16 protein-coding genes are annotated in these 14,852 nt (G+C 64.5%); 9 read left to right on the forward strand and 7 right to left on the reverse strand.

Features of this window, described 5'->3' with window-relative positions; translation table 11 throughout:
• Window positions 1–6 precede the first annotated feature (6 nt).
• From HB777_04885 to HB777_04895, 3 genes are read left to right on the forward strand one after another with little or no spacing between them, the layout of a single operon-like run.
• Window positions 7–1,029, forward strand: coding sequence for an LLM class flavin-dependent oxidoreductase (locus HB777_04885; protein QND68657.1), 1,023 nt, complete (start codon window positions 7–9; stop codon window positions 1,027–1,029).
• 41 nt (window positions 1,030–1,070) lie between these two features.
• A complete protein-coding gene (locus HB777_04890; GenBank protein QND63309.1) occupies window positions 1,071–1,715 on the forward strand; it encodes a hypothetical protein in 645 nt (214 codons plus the stop codon).
• Window positions 1,716–1,732: 17 nt separating this feature from the next.
• A complete protein-coding gene (locus tag HB777_04895; GenBank protein ID QND63310.1) occupies window positions 1,733–3,226 on the forward strand; it encodes an aldehyde dehydrogenase family protein in 1,494 nt (497 codons plus the stop codon).
• Between the two features lie 372 nt (window positions 3,227–3,598).
• On the opposite strand, the gene HB777_04900 is transcribed toward HB777_04895, so the two are convergent.
• Window positions 3,599–5,620 (reverse strand): amidase, encoded by a 2,022-nt coding sequence (locus tag HB777_04900; protein ID QND63311.1) that lies wholly within the window; start codon window positions 5,618–5,620, stop codon window positions 3,599–3,601.
• A gap of 147 nt (window positions 5,621–5,767) precedes the next feature.
• Between HB777_04900 and HB777_04905 the strand changes: the two genes are divergently transcribed.
• Window positions 5,768–6,043 carry a hypothetical protein gene (locus HB777_04905; GenBank protein ID QND68658.1) on the forward strand — a complete coding sequence of 92 codons (276 nt, stop codon included), beginning with the start codon at window positions 5,768–5,770 and terminating at the stop codon, window positions 6,041–6,043.
• Between the two features lie 69 nt (window positions 6,044–6,112).
• On the opposite strand, the gene HB777_04910 is transcribed toward HB777_04905, so the two are convergent.
• The 4 genes from HB777_04910 to HB777_04925 form a co-directional block, all read right to left on the reverse strand.
• Window positions 6,113–7,198, reverse strand: coding sequence for a Gfo/Idh/MocA family oxidoreductase (locus HB777_04910; protein ID QND63312.1), 1,086 nt, complete (start codon window positions 7,196–7,198; stop codon window positions 6,113–6,115).
• Between the two features lie 63 nt (window positions 7,199–7,261).
• Complete coding sequence (locus HB777_04915; protein QND63313.1) at window positions 7,262–8,026, reverse strand: sugar ABC transporter ATP-binding protein; 765 nt, start codon at window positions 8,024–8,026, stop codon at window positions 7,262–7,264.
• Complete coding sequence (locus HB777_04920) at window positions 8,023–9,024, reverse strand: ABC transporter permease (GenBank protein ID QND63314.1); 1,002 nt, start codon at window positions 9,022–9,024, stop codon at window positions 8,023–8,025. The genes HB777_04915 and HB777_04920 overlap by 4 nt, the downstream gene beginning before the upstream one ends.
• Window positions 9,021–10,025, reverse strand: a complete 1,005-nt coding sequence (locus tag HB777_04925; protein ID QND63315.1) for a substrate-binding domain-containing protein — start codon at window positions 10,023–10,025, stop codon at window positions 9,021–9,023. Before HB777_04925 ends, HB777_04920 begins: the two co-directional genes overlap by 4 nt.
• Before the next feature lie 412 nt (window positions 10,026–10,437).
• Between HB777_04925 and HB777_04930 the strand changes: the two genes are divergently transcribed.
• Both HB777_04930 and HB777_04935 read left to right on the forward strand, forming a co-directional pair.
• The gene (locus tag HB777_04930) at window positions 10,438–10,689 is read left to right on the forward strand and encodes a hypothetical protein (protein QND63316.1); all 252 of its coding nucleotides are present in this window, start codon (window positions 10,438–10,440) and stop codon (window positions 10,687–10,689) included.
• A gap of 121 nt (window positions 10,690–10,810) precedes the next feature.
• Complete coding sequence (locus tag HB777_04935; protein ID QND63317.1) at window positions 10,811–11,008, forward strand: hypothetical protein; 198 nt, start codon at window positions 10,811–10,813, stop codon at window positions 11,006–11,008.
• Window positions 11,009–11,086: 78 nt separating this feature from the next.
• Here HB777_04935 and HB777_04940 read toward each other — a convergent pair whose 3' ends face one another.
• Complete coding sequence (locus tag HB777_04940; protein ID QND63318.1) at window positions 11,087–11,359, reverse strand: hypothetical protein; 273 nt, start codon at window positions 11,357–11,359, stop codon at window positions 11,087–11,089.
• Window positions 11,360–11,490: 131 nt separating this feature from the next.
• Here HB777_04940 and HB777_04945 point away from each other — a divergent pair, with 131 nt between their 5' ends.
• Both HB777_04945 and HB777_04950 read left to right on the forward strand, forming a co-directional pair.
• Window positions 11,491–12,249, forward strand: coding sequence for an SDR family oxidoreductase (locus HB777_04945; protein ID QND63319.1), 759 nt, complete (start codon window positions 11,491–11,493; stop codon window positions 12,247–12,249).
• Entirely contained in the window at window positions 12,246–13,181 is a 936-nt protein-coding gene (locus HB777_04950; GenBank protein QND63320.1) for a sigma-70 family RNA polymerase sigma factor, read from the forward strand. The genes HB777_04945 and HB777_04950 overlap by 4 nt, the downstream gene beginning before the upstream one ends.
• A 128-nt stretch (window positions 13,182–13,309) precedes the next feature.
• On the opposite strand, the gene HB777_04955 is transcribed toward HB777_04950, so the two are convergent.
• Window positions 13,310–13,876 carry a TetR family transcriptional regulator gene (locus HB777_04955; GenBank protein ID QND63321.1) on the reverse strand — a complete coding sequence of 189 codons (567 nt, stop codon included), beginning with the start codon at window positions 13,874–13,876 and terminating at the stop codon, window positions 13,310–13,312.
• Window positions 13,877–13,979: 103 nt separating this feature from the next.
• On the opposite strand from HB777_04955, the gene HB777_04960 reads away from it, so the two are divergent.
• Window positions 13,980–14,795, forward strand: a complete 816-nt coding sequence (locus tag HB777_04960; protein QND63322.1) for an oxidoreductase — start codon at window positions 13,980–13,982, stop codon at window positions 14,793–14,795.
• The last annotated feature ends 57 nt before the right edge of the window (window positions 14,796–14,852 follow it).

Below are 14,852 nucleotides of genomic sequence, written 5' to 3' on the forward strand. Positions count from 1 at the left end.
ATGGCTATGAAGAAAATCGGTTTCCTGTCGTTCGGGCACTGGACGCCCTCGTCGCAATCGCAAGTGCGCTCGGCATCGGATGCGCTTTTGCAGTCCATCGATCTGGCCGTCGCCGCCGAGCAGCTTGGCGCGGATGGCGCCTATTTCCGCGTGCATCACTTCGCCCGCCAGCTCGCTTCGCCGTTTCCGCTGCTGGCGGCCGTCGGCGCCAAGACCAGCCGCATCGAGATCGGCACCGCGGTCATCGACATGCGCTATGAGAATCCGCTCTACATGGCCGAGGATGCGGGTGCGGCCGACATCATCGCCGGAGGCCGCCTGCAGCTCGGCATCAGCCGTGGCTCGCCGGAGCAGGTGATCGATGGCTGGCGCTATTTCGGCTACGCGCCGCCGGAAGGCAAAAGCGACGCCGACATGGCGCGGCATCACGCCGAGGTCTTCCTCGAGACGCTGCGCGGCGAGGGGTTCGCACAGCCCAATCCGCGGCCGATGTTTCCCAATCCGCCCGGCCTCTTGCGCCTCGAGCCGCATTCGGAGGGCTTGCGCGAGCGGATCTGGTGGGGCGCGGCCACCAACGCGACGTCGGAATGGGCGGCGAAGCTTGGCATGAACCTGCAAAGCTCGACGCTCAAATTCGACGAGAGCGGCAAGCCGTTCCATATCCAGCAGGCCGAGCAGATCCGCATCTATCGCGCGGCCTGGAAGGCGGCCGGCCACAAGCGCGAGCCGCGCGTCTCGGTCAGCCGCAGCATCTTCGCGCTGGTCGACGATCGCGACCGTGCCTATTTCGGGCGCGGCAATGAGAGCCGCGACCAGATCGGCTTCATCGAGGAGAACACCAAGGCGATCTTCGGGCGCAGCTATGCCGCCGAGCCGGATGTGCTGATCAAGGAATTGGCGCAGGACGAGGCGATCGCCGAGGCCGATACGCTGCTGCTCACCGTTCCGAACCAGCTCGGCGTCGACTACAATGCGCATGTCATCGAGGCGATCCTGACCCATGTCGCGCCGGCGCTGGGCTGGCGTTGACGCCGGATCGATCGAGGCGGAGTGCTCCAGGGAGGTACACCATGCCAAAGAAAGCCTTGATCGCCTGGGGCGGCTGGGAGGGCCATACGCCGGAGCAGAGCGCGAATATCGTTCGGAACCTGCTTGAGCGGAACGGGTTCGACGTCACGCTTGGCCAAGGCACAGAGATGTTCGCCGATCCGGCGCTTGCTTCCTTCGATCTCATCGTGCCTGTCATCACGATGTCGACGATCGAGAAGACCGAGTTGCAGAACCTGACGCTTGCCGTTCGCGGGGGAAGCGGGCTCGGCGGTTTCCATGGCACGATGGGCGACAGTTTTCGCAACGAGCCCGACTATCAGTTCATGACCGGCGGCCAATGGGTCGCGCATCCCGGCGATATCATCGACTACACGGTCGCCATCACCAGACCGGATGATCCGATCACAAAAGGCGTCAGTGATTTCGCCTACCGGTCGGAGCAGTATTACATGCATGTCGACCCGAGCAACGAGGTGCTGGCCACGACCATTTTCACCGACGCGCATTTCCCGGGGATAGGCGGCGTTGTCATGCCGGTCGTCTGGAAGCGTCGCTACGGGGCCGGAAAGGTCTTCTACAGCGCTCTCGGACACAATGCCGACGAGTTCGCGGTCCCGGAAATGGCCTTGATTGTCGAACGGGGTCTCATCTGGGCCGCCCGCTAGGTTCTGAGGACACGAGCATGACCGTACCGGTGAGAGACTTGCCGCCGCACACGCCCATCGATGGCCGGCACCGCAAGATGCTGATCGATGGCGCCTGGTGCGACGCGCTCGGTGGCCGGACCTTCGAGACGCGCAACCCGGCGACCGGCGCCGTGATCGGCACCGTGCCGCTCTCCGATTCAGGCGATATCGACCTCGCCGTGGCGGCGGCCCGGCGCGCCTTCGACGGACCGTGGAGCCGGTTCAAGCCCTATGAGCGCCAGGTGCTGCTGCTGAAGATCGCCGACCTGATGGAGCGCCACTGGGAAGAGATCGCGCTTTCCGACACCACGGATATGGGCATGCCTATCGTGCGCACACTGGCCAACAAGAATCGCGTGCTTGGCATGCTGCGCTTCTACGCCGGCATGGCGACGTCGATCCATGGCCACACGATCGGCAATTCGCTGCCGGGCGAGATCATCTCCTACACGCGCAAGGAGCCGGTCGGTGTGGTCGGCGCGATCATTCCGTGGAATGCGCCGACCGCTGCATCGATCTGGAAGATCGGCCCGGCGCTGGCGACCGGCTGCACCATCGTGCTTAAGCCTTCCGAGGAAGCGCCGCTGACGCCGCTCTTGATCGGCGCGCTGATGATGGAGGCCGGCGTGCCGGCCGGCGTCGTCAACGTCGTCACCGGCACGGGTGCGGAGGCCGGAGCACCGCTTGCCGCCCATATGGATGTCGACAAGATCGTCTTCACCGGCTCGACAGTCACCGGCCAGAACATCCTGCGCGCCTCGGCCGGCAACATGAAGCGCGTTTCGCTGGAGCTCGGCGGCAAGTCGCCGGTCATCGTCTGCGCCGACGCCGATCTCGAACGCGCCGTGCCGATCGCGGCGATGTCGGTGTTCGCCAATTCCGGCCAGATCTGCATCGCCGGCTCGCGGCTGTTCGTCGAGCGGCCAATCTACGAGGAGTTCGTCGAGCGGGTCTCGGCCTATGCAGCAAAGCTCAGGATCGGCGACGGCGCCGACCCGGAGACCGAGATCGGGCCGCTGATTTCACCCAGGCAGCTCGAACGCGTCACCGGTTTCATCGAAGACGGCACCAGACAGGGTGCCCGGCTGGTCACCGGCGGCAACCGCATCACCGAAGGCGCGCTGGGCGCCGGCAACTTCATCGCGCCGAGCGTCTTTTCCGGTGTCACCGACGACATGCGCATCGCCCGAGAAGAAATCTTCGGCCCGGTCATCTCGGCGCTGCCGTTCGACACGCTGGACGAGGTGGTGCGGCGCGGCAACGACACACCCTACGGGCTGGGCGCCGGCGTGTTCACCCGCGACCTCGGCAAGGCGCATCAACTGGCCAACCGCCTGCGCGCTGGTTCGGTCTGGGTCAACACCTACCACGCGATCGACCCAGCGGTGCCCTTCGGCGGCTACAAGATGAGCGGCTACGGGCGTGAAGGTGGGGCGGAGCACCTCGACGAGTATCTCAACACCAAAGGCGTGTGGATCCGGACGGATTGAGAGACCGTTTGGAGACTTTGCTCCTGCGCGAATTGTGAAGGTTAGCGATGCCAACCCCCAACCTTCGCGATTATCGACAAGTCCCCATGCCTTCGTCATCCTAGGGCGAAGCAGGAGCGTAGCGACGTCGCGGAGACCCTAGGATCCATGCCGCGACTATTGAGCGATGCAACGGTGCAGAAGTTTGGGTCGCTATCGTGGCATGGGCAAGGCACGTCGACGTAGCGGGCGATCGGTGCTGACGACAATTCTTGACCGGTGCACTCTTTGGTCTCAGTCACGGCATGGATCCTAGGGTCTGCGCCGCGTCGCTTCGCTCCTTGCTCCGCCCTAGAATGACGAAGCTGTGGGGGCTTCGAAACTAGGCTTCCCTCACCCGATGCCGCCAGTGACCGCATAAGCGCCAGCCGTCCGCCCATCCTCAAGCCGCACCACCGCCGTCACGATCGAGCCATACGGACTGCGCCAGACGCTGTGCAGCCGCTGATGCTCGGCAGCCGGAACGAGCGCACGTCCGCTGAAGCGCTGGCTGCTCCGCTGCACCGCGACGGCCTCTCCGTTGACATGCACCTGGATGCTGGCCGCCTCGGCTGCCTCCCTGGGCAGGTCGAGCGTGATGACGATCTCGTCTTGACCTCCGGAAGCTCGCGTCTCGGCGGCAAGCGTGATGGTGAGCGCAGGCGCCTTGCCGTCGTCGGCTCGGGCGGGGCGGCTCGCAAACACATCATCGGCCAGTTCCGGCGTGCGCGGCGGGCGGGTGCGGCGCTGCGTGGAGCGTTCGTAGTCGCCGGCCATGCGCAGCAGCCTTTCGTCGTTGTAGGCCTTGCCAGCAAAAATGAGGCCGACCGGCATGCCGATGTCGGCCATGGTTCCCATCGGCACGGTGACGGTGGGGATGCCGAAATGGCGCCAGACCAGATTGCCGTTGGCGACCCAGGTGCCGTTGCGCCAGGCCAGCGCAGCGGATGTCTCGTTGATGTCGGCATCGGCCGGGCCGACATCGGCGGCGGCGGGCAGCACCACGGCGTCGATGCCTTGCGTGTCCAGCCAGTCCTCGAAATCGATCCGCCTTGTCGCCTCCAGCCCCTTCAAGCCGTCCTCTAGCGTCGGAATGTCCAGGACGGACGTGACGCCCGCTCTCGCCCGCTCGACATACTCCCTCAGGTCGAAGCCGCCCTCATAGCGGTCGGGCAGCGTGCCCGGCGGCTGCGGGAAGATTTTTGGGCCGTCGACCGAAACGAGATCGGGCAAAGCCGGGTCGGCATTGGCGCGCAAAAAGTCGTCCCAGCCCCAGATGCAAAGTTCCCAGAGTTCGCGGTCGGCGAAGTCCTGCGGCACCAGTCCGCGCTCGACCATGCTGTGCGCGCCGGGTCGGTCGCGCTCATAGTTGGAGACGATGGGAAAATCGACCTCGATCACCTCGGCGCCAAGGCGCCTGAGATCGACCGCTGCTTGCTCCCACAGGGCAAGCACCGAGGCGCGGGTTTCGATCGGGTTGTCCGCCTCGCTGTCGCGGCCGATATACATTCTGGGCACGCCTAGGCGCCTGCCTTTCAACGATCCCGCCAGTTTGAGATCGGTATAGCGTGGCGGCCGCACATCGGCGCTTTTCGGTAGCTTGACCCAGGGCTGCGCGCGCCAGAAATCGCCGCGCGTCTCGGGGTCCTCGGCGACGATGACGTCGAGCAGTTCGAGCATGTCGGCCACGCTGCGCGTGTGCGGCACCACGACATCCATGGTCGGCACCAAGGGCCAGTTGCCGCGCACGGAGATGACACCGCGCGACGGCGTGTAGGCGACCAGCGCATTGTTGGTGGCCGGCGCGCGGCCGGACGACCAGGTTTCCTCGCCAAGCCCGAAGGCGCAGAAGCTGGCCGCCGTCGCCGTGCCGGAGCCGTTGGACGAGCCCGATGCGAAGGCGGCGGTGAGGAAGTCGGCATTGTAGGGGCTTTCGGCGCGGCCATACACGCCGCGCTGCATGCCGCCATTGGCCATGGGCGGCATGTTGGTCAGGCCGATCAGCACGGCGCCGCCGGCGCGCAGCCGGGCGATGGTGAAGGCGTCCTCGTTGGCAATGAGATGCTCGAAGGCAGGCGAGCCGGCGGCCACGGTCAGACCTGAAACCTTATAGCTGTCCTTGGCGGTGTAGGGGATGCCGTCGAGCGGTCCGAGCACAGCGCCGTTGCGGCGCCGCTGGTCGGAGGCGGCGGCCTCCTCGAACATGTCAGGGTTGAGTACCGGGACAGCGTTGAGGCTGATGCCGTGGCGGTCGAAATGCCCAATGCGCCTGAGATACGCCCCGACCAGCTCGACGCTGGTGACGGTGCCGCCCTCGAGCGCGCGGCGCAGTTGGTCGATCGTCGCCTCGACGAGATGAAGGCTGGCATCGGTCATCGCTGGTTCCAGGCTGGCGTTAAAATCCTATGGATGAGCGAGGCCGCAGGCTTCGGCAAGAGCCTATCGCGCTTCGTTGGAACTTTTGTCCGGCTGGCGATTTTGGATGTATGGTGTAATTCAGGAATGGCCAGGAGGGTGTTGCCGATGACCACGAAATGCGTTGCGATCCTAGCTCTCGCTTTGGCAACGGGCTCGAGCCTTTGCGCCCCGGCCTTTGCTGGCGACCGGCATCACGACCGCCGGGTCCAACCCGAACGCTACGTTCCGGCTGATGAGGATCTCATCAACTTCTTGTTCGGCGGCCCGCGCTACTATGATCAGCAGCTGTTCACGACGGCGGCCGGACCCTGCTCCTACAATCGCGTTGGACCGGACGCGAATGCGTTGAACAAGATCAACGATCATCACTGTGGGAAGTGAAGTAGGGCAGTAGGGCAGTAGGGCAGTAGGGCAGTAGGGCAGTAGGGCAGTAGGGCAGTAGGTTATACCTCAGCGCCCGCCACCCTCCTTCATCCGCTCGATGATCTCGGCCATCAACGCCAGGTCGCGGCGGGAATCGGCGAGGTCGGTCAGCGGCTTGGTGCCTTCGGTGATGTGGCGGTGGAAAATCTCCAGTTCGTTGGAGAAGGCGTCGCCGTAGAGCGGGCCGAAGGTCTGCGTCACCGGGCCGAGCGGGCCAGCGTCGGTGACTTCCAGCCGGGTCGGCAGGCTGCGGATGTAGGGCGTGTCGTAGATGATGCGCACGCGCCTGGTGTTGGAGCGCACCTCGATCATGGCGTCGAACAGGCCGAGATCGTCGACGACAGCGTCATACAGGCAAGCGAAATGACCATAGTCGAAAGTGATGCTGGTATTGGCGCCGCCGTTGGTGCGGTGCGCGGCCAGCACGCGCGCCGGCTCGCCGATCAGCCCGCGCATCGCCGAAATGTGGTGTGAGGAGAGCGCCGTCAGCCCACGATAGGCGCGCACCAGATCGGCCGGTGCGTCGGCGCCGACCACCTCGCGGATCAGTGCATCGCGTTCCTTGGCGCCACGCTCCAGCAGGGCAGGGTCGATATCCCTGGGATAGAGGACGTTCTGGCTCTTCTTGAGGAAATGCCGGCCCTCCGAGATCAGGTCGAAGATGCGGACATGGGTGATGTCGGCGTACGCCGGCAGCTCGTCCCTTGCCGCCAGATAGGCCGGCGCGTATCGGCGCATATAGCCAACGAACAGGGTTTTCTTGTAACCCGGCATCAGCGCCAGCAGATCGTCGATCTCGCGCACCGTCAGGCAGGCGGGCTTTTCCAGCAGGATGTGTTTGTCGGCTTTGATCGCCGCGCGAACGAAGCGGCTGTGGGTGTCGTCGGACGACAGCACGAACACCGCGTCGATGTCGGGTGAAGCGATCAGCGCCTCGGCCGTCTCGAAGGCCTTTGCCGTCGGATGTTGCGAGGTGCACAGCGCCACCAGGCTCGGCGACACGTCATACACGCCCGCGATCACCCAGCGGTCGCGCTGATCGCTCAGCACCGGCAGATGGATCGACTGCGCGACCTCTCCAAGACCGACAAGCCCGACACGAATTGGTGCCACTCGCAAACTCCCTTTGATTTCAAGTATCGGACTGGCCTGGACGGCCAGCTGTTGATTGACCGATCAGGCCGCGCCGGTGACCAGCGCGACGAGTTCGTTGCCTGACGTTTCCGAGGCGCGCACGGTCGCCGCCATCTTTCCGGCCCGCATCACCCAGATCTGGTCGGACAGGCGGCGGACCTGATCGAAATTGTGGCTGACCAGGATGACTGAGACCGATTGTTCGCGCAGGCGCCGGATCAGAGCCTCGACATTGGCCGTCTCCTGCACGCCGAGCGCCGCTGTCGGTTCGTCCATCACCACCAGCTTGGCGCCGGAGCCGACGGCGCGGCAGATCGAGATCGCCTGCCGCTGGCCGCCCGACAGGCGCCGAACTCGCTGGTTGATCGACGGCACGTTGATCGACAGGCGCGACAGCATGGAGCGGGCCTCGCGTTTCATCGCCTTGCGGTCGAGGAAAGCGAAGGGACCGATGCGGCGCACGATCTCGCGGTTGAGGAACAGGTTCTGCGCCACCGTCAGTTCGTCGATCAGCGCCAGGTTCTGGTGCACGGTCTCGATGCCGGCCTTGCGCGCCTCGTCGGGATTGGCGAAGGGCCGCGCCCTTCCGTCGAAGAACAAATTGCCGGCGTCGGGCTGGTGCACGCCGACGAGGCTGCGGATCAGCGTCGACTTGCCGGCGCCATTGTCGCCGATGACGGCGGTGACCTCACCGCGACGAGCCTGGAAGGCGACGTCGGTGAAGGCGCGGATGCCGCCGAAATGCTTGCTCAGCCCTTCACAGGCGATGATCGCCTCGGTGGCGGGGATGTGATGGGGAGCGCTCATTTCTGATACCGCATGATCAGCGCCGCCAGCACCACGATGGCGCCCACGGCAAGCGGTTGATAGAAGGCCGACACGTTGAGCAAGGTCAGGCCGTTGACCAGCGCGGTGAGCATCAGCGCGCCGATCGCCGGCCCAAGAATGCTGGCACGGCCGCCGAACAGGCTGACGCCGCCCAGCACCACCGCGGCCACCGAATTGAGCAGCAGACTGGTGTTGATCTGCGGTTCGGCCGAGCCGATGCGGGCGACCAGAAGAATGGCCGCGATGCCGGCGCAGAAGCCCGAGATTGTATAGGCGGCGATCTTGACCCGATCGGTGCGGATGCCGAGCGCGCCGGCACTTTCGGTCTGGCCGCCGGTCGCCAGCAGATGCACGCCGAAGCGCGTGTGATAGAGCGCGATGTGCGCCACGATGACGGCCGCGATCGCCACCCACACCGGATAACCGAACGGCCCGAAGGAGCCGGAGGCGAGCCTGAGCAAGAAGGTCGAGCCGACCATGGTCGGCTCGCCGCCCGACAATATGAGACCAAGGCCGGTGATGCCCGACAGCGTGCCGAGCGTCACCACGAAATCGGGGATCTTGCCGGCCGTGATGATCAGCCCGTTGAGGAAGCCGACCGCGCTGGTGGCGAGAACCGCGAGCACGCAGGCGATGAAGATGCCGTAGCCGGCGGCGTTGACGAGGCCCAGGATAATGGCGCCGAGCATGACGGCTGCCGCGAGCGACAGGTCGATGCCCGAGGTGGCGACGACGAATGTCTGGCCGATCGACAGCACGACCAGGATCGCCGCCGCCAGCAGCAGCGCCTGCAGGTTGGCGACGCTGAGAAAGACCGGCTGGGCGATGCCGAAGACGATGACGAGGCCGACCAGGCCGACGACGGATGCCCAGTCGGCCCAGAAGGAGGGATCGAGGAGGAGAGCCGCCAGGGAGGGACGGCTCTCCTCCGCACCCGCCGAATGGGCGGCGGGCGCGTTGTCTGCTGGTGTGCTCACTTCAACATCTCGCGGAAGGGATCGGGATAGTCGCCGCCGGGACGCGGAAAGTTCTTCAGTGAGGCCTCGGCATTGTCCTTGTTGATCAACAACACAGGCGCCGGCACGTTGGCGGGCAGTTCCTTGCCCTTGGCCGCGACCGCACAGGCTTCGAGGCCCATGGCGCCGACGACATAGGGATATTGGGCAACGGTGGCGGTGAGTTCGCCCGCGGCAATCGATTTCAGCGCATCGACGATGCCGTCGAGGCCGATCACCTTGACGTCCTTGCCGGAGGTCTGCACGGCGCGTTCGACGCCGAGCGCCATGATGTCGTTGGCGGCGAAGAAGCCGGCGAGGTCGGGATGGGCGGCGAGGATATCGGTGGCGGCGGTCAACGCCTTTTCACGGTCCCAGTCGGCGCTCACCATCACCACGACTTCGAGCTTGCCTTCGACGGCCTGCTTGAAGCCCTTGATGCGGGCGTTGGAGCCGACATCACCGACGATGCCGGCGACCAGCGCCACCTTGGAGCCCTTCGGCACCAGCTTCAGCATCTCTTCGCCGGCCAGCGCGCCGGCGGCGACATTGTCGGTGCCGATATAGGTCGAGACGGCAAAGCCGGCGGCCTTGGCCTGTTCGGGGTCGATGGTCGAGTCGATGTTGACGATCGGCTTCTTTTTCTGGGCGACCGGCACCAGCGCCTGGACGAGGTTGGAGACACTGATCGGGTTGACCAGATAGCAATCAAAATCCTGCATGGCCATGGCGGTCAGGCGGTCGGCCTGGCCGGTTGCGTCACCCATATTGGCGGCGGCCTGGACGCTGACATTGACGCCGTTCGCCTTGGCCTGCTCCTCGATGCCCTTCTGCATGGTCTGGAAGAACGGGTTGTCGAGGCCTTTGACGATGGCCGCGACTTTCGCCGCATCCTCGGCGTGGACGGGCACTGAGACGATGGTTGCAAGCATGCCGGCGCCAAGCAGGCTCGTGCCGAGTTTCAGGCAATTGAACACGCGCATGGTTTTTCCTCCTCCTGATTGTTTTATGGGATGCATCAATGTCGCTGTCCGGCGACTGCAATGTCCGACGGTGCGCAAGCGACCCCGGCGCTTGGCGCGACGATCCGTCCATAGGTTGCTGTCCGCTTTGTGGTGTGCGGGTCGCAGCCCCCGTCCGGGCGCTCTTCGATGTCAGGCATTGCTCCTCCCAGAGCGCCGGCCGATGCCTTGCCAGCGTTTCCGCATGTTTTAGAAAAAATTGACACGCGTCAAGATTTAAAATGGTGCGCAGCGATTTTGACTGTGCAGCCCTACGGCATGACTGGCCAGCCGATATGCGCTACAACCAAGACGCGAAAAAATACCGCGCGGAGGGAACCTTTTGGGGGTATCGGCGTTGGTCGCTACTTTTGTGCAAGGGGGAGATTTGGGGATGGAGCGTTTCGAAATCCTGGAAGAGCCAACAGGCACATTCTCGATTTTCGATACATTCACGGAATTGCCGGCAACGGTCGAAGGCCGTGCGTGCATCGGGCTTTACCGGCACGAAGTGCCGCTGACGCTGCTTGCAGCGATAGGGACCGTCCAGCCCGGCGATTTTTCGCTGCTGCCATCCTTGTCGGCGTTGAACGACTGGCGGACCGATGAAAGCGATCGGTCGCTTTCAGACGACCTGCTGGCATGAGCAAAGCCAGCCGATATCGCATCAAAAAATCATACCGTAAGGAAAATCACGCTCTGTCGTCGAAAGCGGCGGTGAGGCATGGGAAGCAAGGGGAGGTTGTGGAGCGTTGGGAGGTGAAGCAATGTCTGATCAGGACGACCTGATCCGAGCGGCCATCGGGCGGCTGCTCGCCGAGAAGACAGGCGCCGCCGTCATATCGATGAGAGAGAGCATCACCGAGCTCCTGTCGCTGACCGGTGCCGCGCTGGATGAAAGACTGCAGGATCTTCTGCTCGAAATGGCGGAAGTCCGCGGCATGATGGTCGCTCTCGATATTTAGGACCGCCATCGATCTGGCAGCCAGAGCCGATGCCGTGTCGGATTCGGTCAATGTCAGAAATGCGCCACGAGCGGGCCTCTACTCGTCCGAAAACCTCACGCTCACGCCGCGCTGCCGAAAATAAGCCTGCATCAACTTGCGGCCCGAGCGGTTGTTCTGCGCCAACTTGGTCGGATCGAACGCCGCCTGTTTTATCCCCTCTCGTGTCAGCGCCGCCTTAAGCGCCGCGATATGCGCGTCGATGTCGGCATTGTCCGCTCGGAGCGAAGCATAGATATTTTCGGTCGCCTCAGCCACGGTCAGTTCGCTCACAGGTGTCGTCCTTTGGTTGGTTAGGCGGCGGCTTAACACAGATTCGCAGCTCCGCCGATACCGATGAGAGCCTCAGTGCACAAGTCGTGGACCTAAGAATCTCGCTGCAACCTGACTCTTTTCCCTCTCCTCAAACGTCCTAGCTACAGTGAAGCTATGGAGCAGGGTCGATGAGCCTCAGGAACAAAAAAATCGTGGTCACGGGTGGCAGCCGTGGGCTTGGCCTCGGATTGGTCGAAGCGCTGGTCGAGCGTGGTGCCGAGGTGACCGTCGTTGCCCGTGGCGCCGAGGCGCTGGAGGTGGTCGGGGCGCGGCTCGGGGTCGCCACCATCTCAGCCGACGTCACCGACAAGGACGCGGCCTATCGCATTCTTGGCGAGGTTCGTCCTGACATAGTGGTGCTGAACGCCGGTGCTACGCCCCGGATGGGGCGGTTGGATCAGCTGAAATGGGAGGATTTCTCCATTGCCTGGGAGACCGACGTCAAGGCCGGGCTCTACTGGCTGCAGGCGGCGCTCAACCTGCCGCTCAAGCCGGGCAGCCGGGTGCTGGTGGGGTCGAGCGGTGCTGCCGTTACCGGATCGCAGATGTCGGGAGGCTATGCCGGCTCCAAGCGCATGCTGTGGTTCATGGCCAAATATGCCAATGGCGTTGCGCAGGAGAAGAAGCTCGGCATCCGCTTCCAGGCGATCGCGCCGCGGCAGATGATCCTCGGCACCGGAACCGGCGATGTCGCGGCCGGCGCCTATGCCGGCTCGATAGGCATCACGCCGGAACAATTCGTCACCCGCTTCGGCGCGCCGATGCCACCCCGGGCGTTCGGCGACAGGGTGGTTTCGGTGCTGGAAGACCCGCAATATGCCGAGGGCGTCGTCTTCGGCCTCAGCGGCGATGCGGGCGTGATCGTGATGGAGGGCGCAGCGGCTTGAGCGAGCGAAAACCTGCCGTGGACCGCGACCGTCAGGAAGGGCTGCTTGCCCTTGCCGCCGCGCTGCGGCCGGAGCTGCACCGCTATTGCGCGCGGCTGATGGGGTCGGTCATCGACGGCGAGGATGTCGTGCAGGACACGTTTGCGCGGGCCTTCGTTGCCTTGGACGAACTGTGCGAAGTGCCGCAGCTCAGACCGTGGCTGTTCCGCATCGCCCACAACCGCGCGCTGGACCTGCTGCGCAGCCGCGCGATCCGCATCGCCGAGCCGATCGAGGCGGCGCTTGAGATTGCGGACGACACCAAGGCCGACCCGGTGGAGACGCTGATGCGCAGGCAGGCCGTGGAAACCGCCGTGTCGCGCTTCGCCGAGCTTCCGGTGCTCCAGCGCAGCGTCGTCATCCTCAGAGATGTGCTCGACGAGCCGCTGGCCGAGATCGCCACCCTGCTTGGCATCACGGTCGATGCGGTGAAGGGGCATCTGGCGCGCGCCCGCGCCCGGCTTCGGGAGATCAATGCCCAGGCCAATCCGCTTGCCGATGCACGCATCGCATCCGCCGCCGTGGTCCGCTATGCGACCCTGTTCAACCAGCGCGACTGGGACGGCTTGCGCGCGCTGCTTGCCGACGACGTCAGACTTCATCAGTCCTTGCACCCGCCGCGCTCGGGCGCCGCCGACGTCGGTATGTTCTTCACGATCTACGCCAGGAGCGATCGCGTATGGCTGACGCCGGCATGGCTCGAAGGCCGCGAGGTGATCGCGGTGTTCGAACACCAGGCCGATCCGAAGCCACATCATTTCATGTGGCTGGCGTGGCGGGAAGGGCGGATCAGCGTCATCCGCGACTACCGCTATGTCAGCTATGTCGCCGACGATGCCGAACTGGTGCTGGCGAGGGACGCCGGATCGTTCGGTCGCGGCACCGGGCACTGAGGAGTGACGACCCGGCGCGCATCCGACCATCATCCTGGCGATGCTGTTCCTGCCGAAAGGGCCGATGCGGAGTTTTGGGCGTCGCACCGTCTGAGGATGTCCTTTGCGTGCCCATGGGTGGCGCGGCCTTAGCGCTGCTCGATCAGCGTCCGCGCCGCATCTTTTCCCGCTGCGAGGATGCGATCCGACAATTCCGTCCCTTTGACGGCGCGAGCCAGTTGGAGCGTGCCGATAAGCGTCGCAAAGACAGCCAGCGCCACGCCTTCCGGATCCTTGGTCCGCGGTAGCGCTTCCGCCAACTGGTGCGCCAGGGCCAGCAAGCGGTCAGTGTAGACTTCGCGCGTTTCAGGCGGCTGGCGCGCGATCTCCGGCAGCAGCGCCGCTGACGCGCAGCCTTTTTCGGGACTGTCCCGGTGCTCAGCCGAAAGATACGCCTCTATGGCTACCTCCACGCCCCCCGAGGCCAAGGCTTTCGCCAGCTGCTGCGCCTGAAGCTCCATGGCCGCCGCCACGCTCTCGCGCACAAGCTCCGCCTTGGATTGAAAGTGCGGATAGAAGGCGCCGTTCGTCAGCCCGGCGTCGATCATGATGGTCGCCAGTCCGGACGCGGCTATGCCGTCACCGCGAAAACGGTCGGCGGCGACCTCCATGATCCGGCCGCGCGAGGCGTCCTTCCGGCCCTTTTCGTAGCGCATGGCTGCCATTCCTTTCTGCTATTGCATTATGGTCATAATTTGATATTATGAGTGTAATTCAAAGGGTGCGAAAAAGCCAGCCCCCATGAGTTTGGAGCACGAAATGAAAACGAATACCGGGAAAACCGCTGTTGTGACTGGCGCCTCCTCGGGCATCGGCCGCGCCAGCGCCGAGGCCCTGGCACGGGCAGGGTTCACTGTCTTCGGAACCAGCCGCCGCAAGGCCGGCAACGGCCCGGACGGAGTGACCATGCTGGTTTGCGACGTGACCGACGGTGAGGCCGTCGCGGCACTCGTTTCGACGGTGCTCTCGCAGACCGGCAGGATCGACCTCTTGGTCAACAATGCCGGCGTCGGCCTGCTTGGGGGCGCCGAGGAATTCTCCATCGCACAGGTGCAGGCCCTGTTCGACGTCAATCTGTTCGGCGTCATCCGCATGACCAATGCGGTGTTACCGTCGATGCGGCGGCGTGGCGAAGGGCGCATCGTCAATATAGGCTCGGTGCTGGGACTCGTGCCGGCACCGTATTCAGCGCACTATTCGGCGGTCAAGCACGCGCTCGAGGGCTATTCGGAATCGCTCGACCACGAGGTTCGTGCGTTCAATATTCGCGTCTCGGTCATCGAGCCGGCATTCGTGCGGACCGTCTTCGACCAGAACGGAATCCAGCCGGATTCGCTGTTGAAGGAATACGATCAGGCTCGAGCCGGGCTCGAAGCGCTCCTTCGCGATGTGATGCCTGTAGCCGACCTTCCGGAGGTGGTGGCGGCGGTGGTCGTCAAGGCGGCGACCGATGCCCGTCCGCGACGGCGCTACACCGCAGGCAAGGCAGCGCGCCAGGTCAGCCTGCTGCGCCGCTTTGCCCCGGCGGGGATATTCGACAAGAGCCTGCGCAAGCAGTTCCGCCTGCCGGTTTGAACAACCGAGGGGTGGAGGATTTCACGCGCATGCGACACACCAAAATCACGTTCAGAA

The sequence above is a fragment of the Mesorhizobium loti genome, from assembly GCA_014189435.1.
In the GTDB taxonomy this organism is placed as follows: Bacteria; Pseudomonadota; Alphaproteobacteria; order Rhizobiales; family Rhizobiaceae; genus Mesorhizobium; species Mesorhizobium loti_G.

What these genes read in the sequence shown, in the direction of transcription:
- HB777_04930 (QND63316.1), top strand. Translation starts at nt 10,438, where the DNA reads ATGGAGCGTTTCGAAATCCTGGAAGAGCCAACAGGCACATTCTCGATT.
- HB777_04945 (QND63319.1), top strand. Translation starts at nt 11,491, where the DNA reads ATGAGCCTCAGGAACAAAAAAATCGTGGTCACGGGTGGCAGCCGTGGG.
- HB777_04925 (QND63315.1), bottom strand. Translation starts at nt 10,025, where the DNA reads ATGCGCGTGTTCAATTGCCTGAAACTCGGCACGAGCCTGCTTGGCGCC.
- HB777_04900 (QND63311.1), bottom strand. Translation starts at nt 5,620, where the DNA reads ATGACCGATGCCAGCCTTCATCTCGTCGAGGCGACGATCGACCAACTG.
- HB777_04885 (QND68657.1), top strand. Translation starts at nt 7, where the DNA reads ATGAAGAAAATCGGTTTCCTGTCGTTCGGGCACTGGACGCCCTCGTCG.
- HB777_04905 (QND68658.1), top strand. Translation starts at nt 5,768, where the DNA reads ATGACCACGAAATGCGTTGCGATCCTAGCTCTCGCTTTGGCAACGGGC.
- HB777_04915 (QND63313.1), bottom strand. Translation starts at nt 8,026, where the DNA reads ATGAGCGCTCCCCATCACATCCCCGCCACCGAGGCGATCATCGCCTGT.
- HB777_04890 (QND63309.1), top strand. Translation starts at nt 1,071, where the DNA reads ATGCCAAAGAAAGCCTTGATCGCCTGGGGCGGCTGGGAGGGCCATACG.
- HB777_04895 (QND63310.1), top strand. Translation starts at nt 1,733, where the DNA reads ATGACCGTACCGGTGAGAGACTTGCCGCCGCACACGCCCATCGATGGC.
- HB777_04935 (QND63317.1), top strand. Translation starts at nt 10,811, where the DNA reads ATGTCTGATCAGGACGACCTGATCCGAGCGGCCATCGGGCGGCTGCTC.
- HB777_04960 (QND63322.1), top strand. Translation starts at nt 13,980, where the DNA reads ATGAAAACGAATACCGGGAAAACCGCTGTTGTGACTGGCGCCTCCTCG.
- HB777_04955 (QND63321.1), bottom strand. Translation starts at nt 13,876, where the DNA reads ATGCGCTACGAAAAGGGCCGGAAGGACGCCTCGCGCGGCCGGATCATG.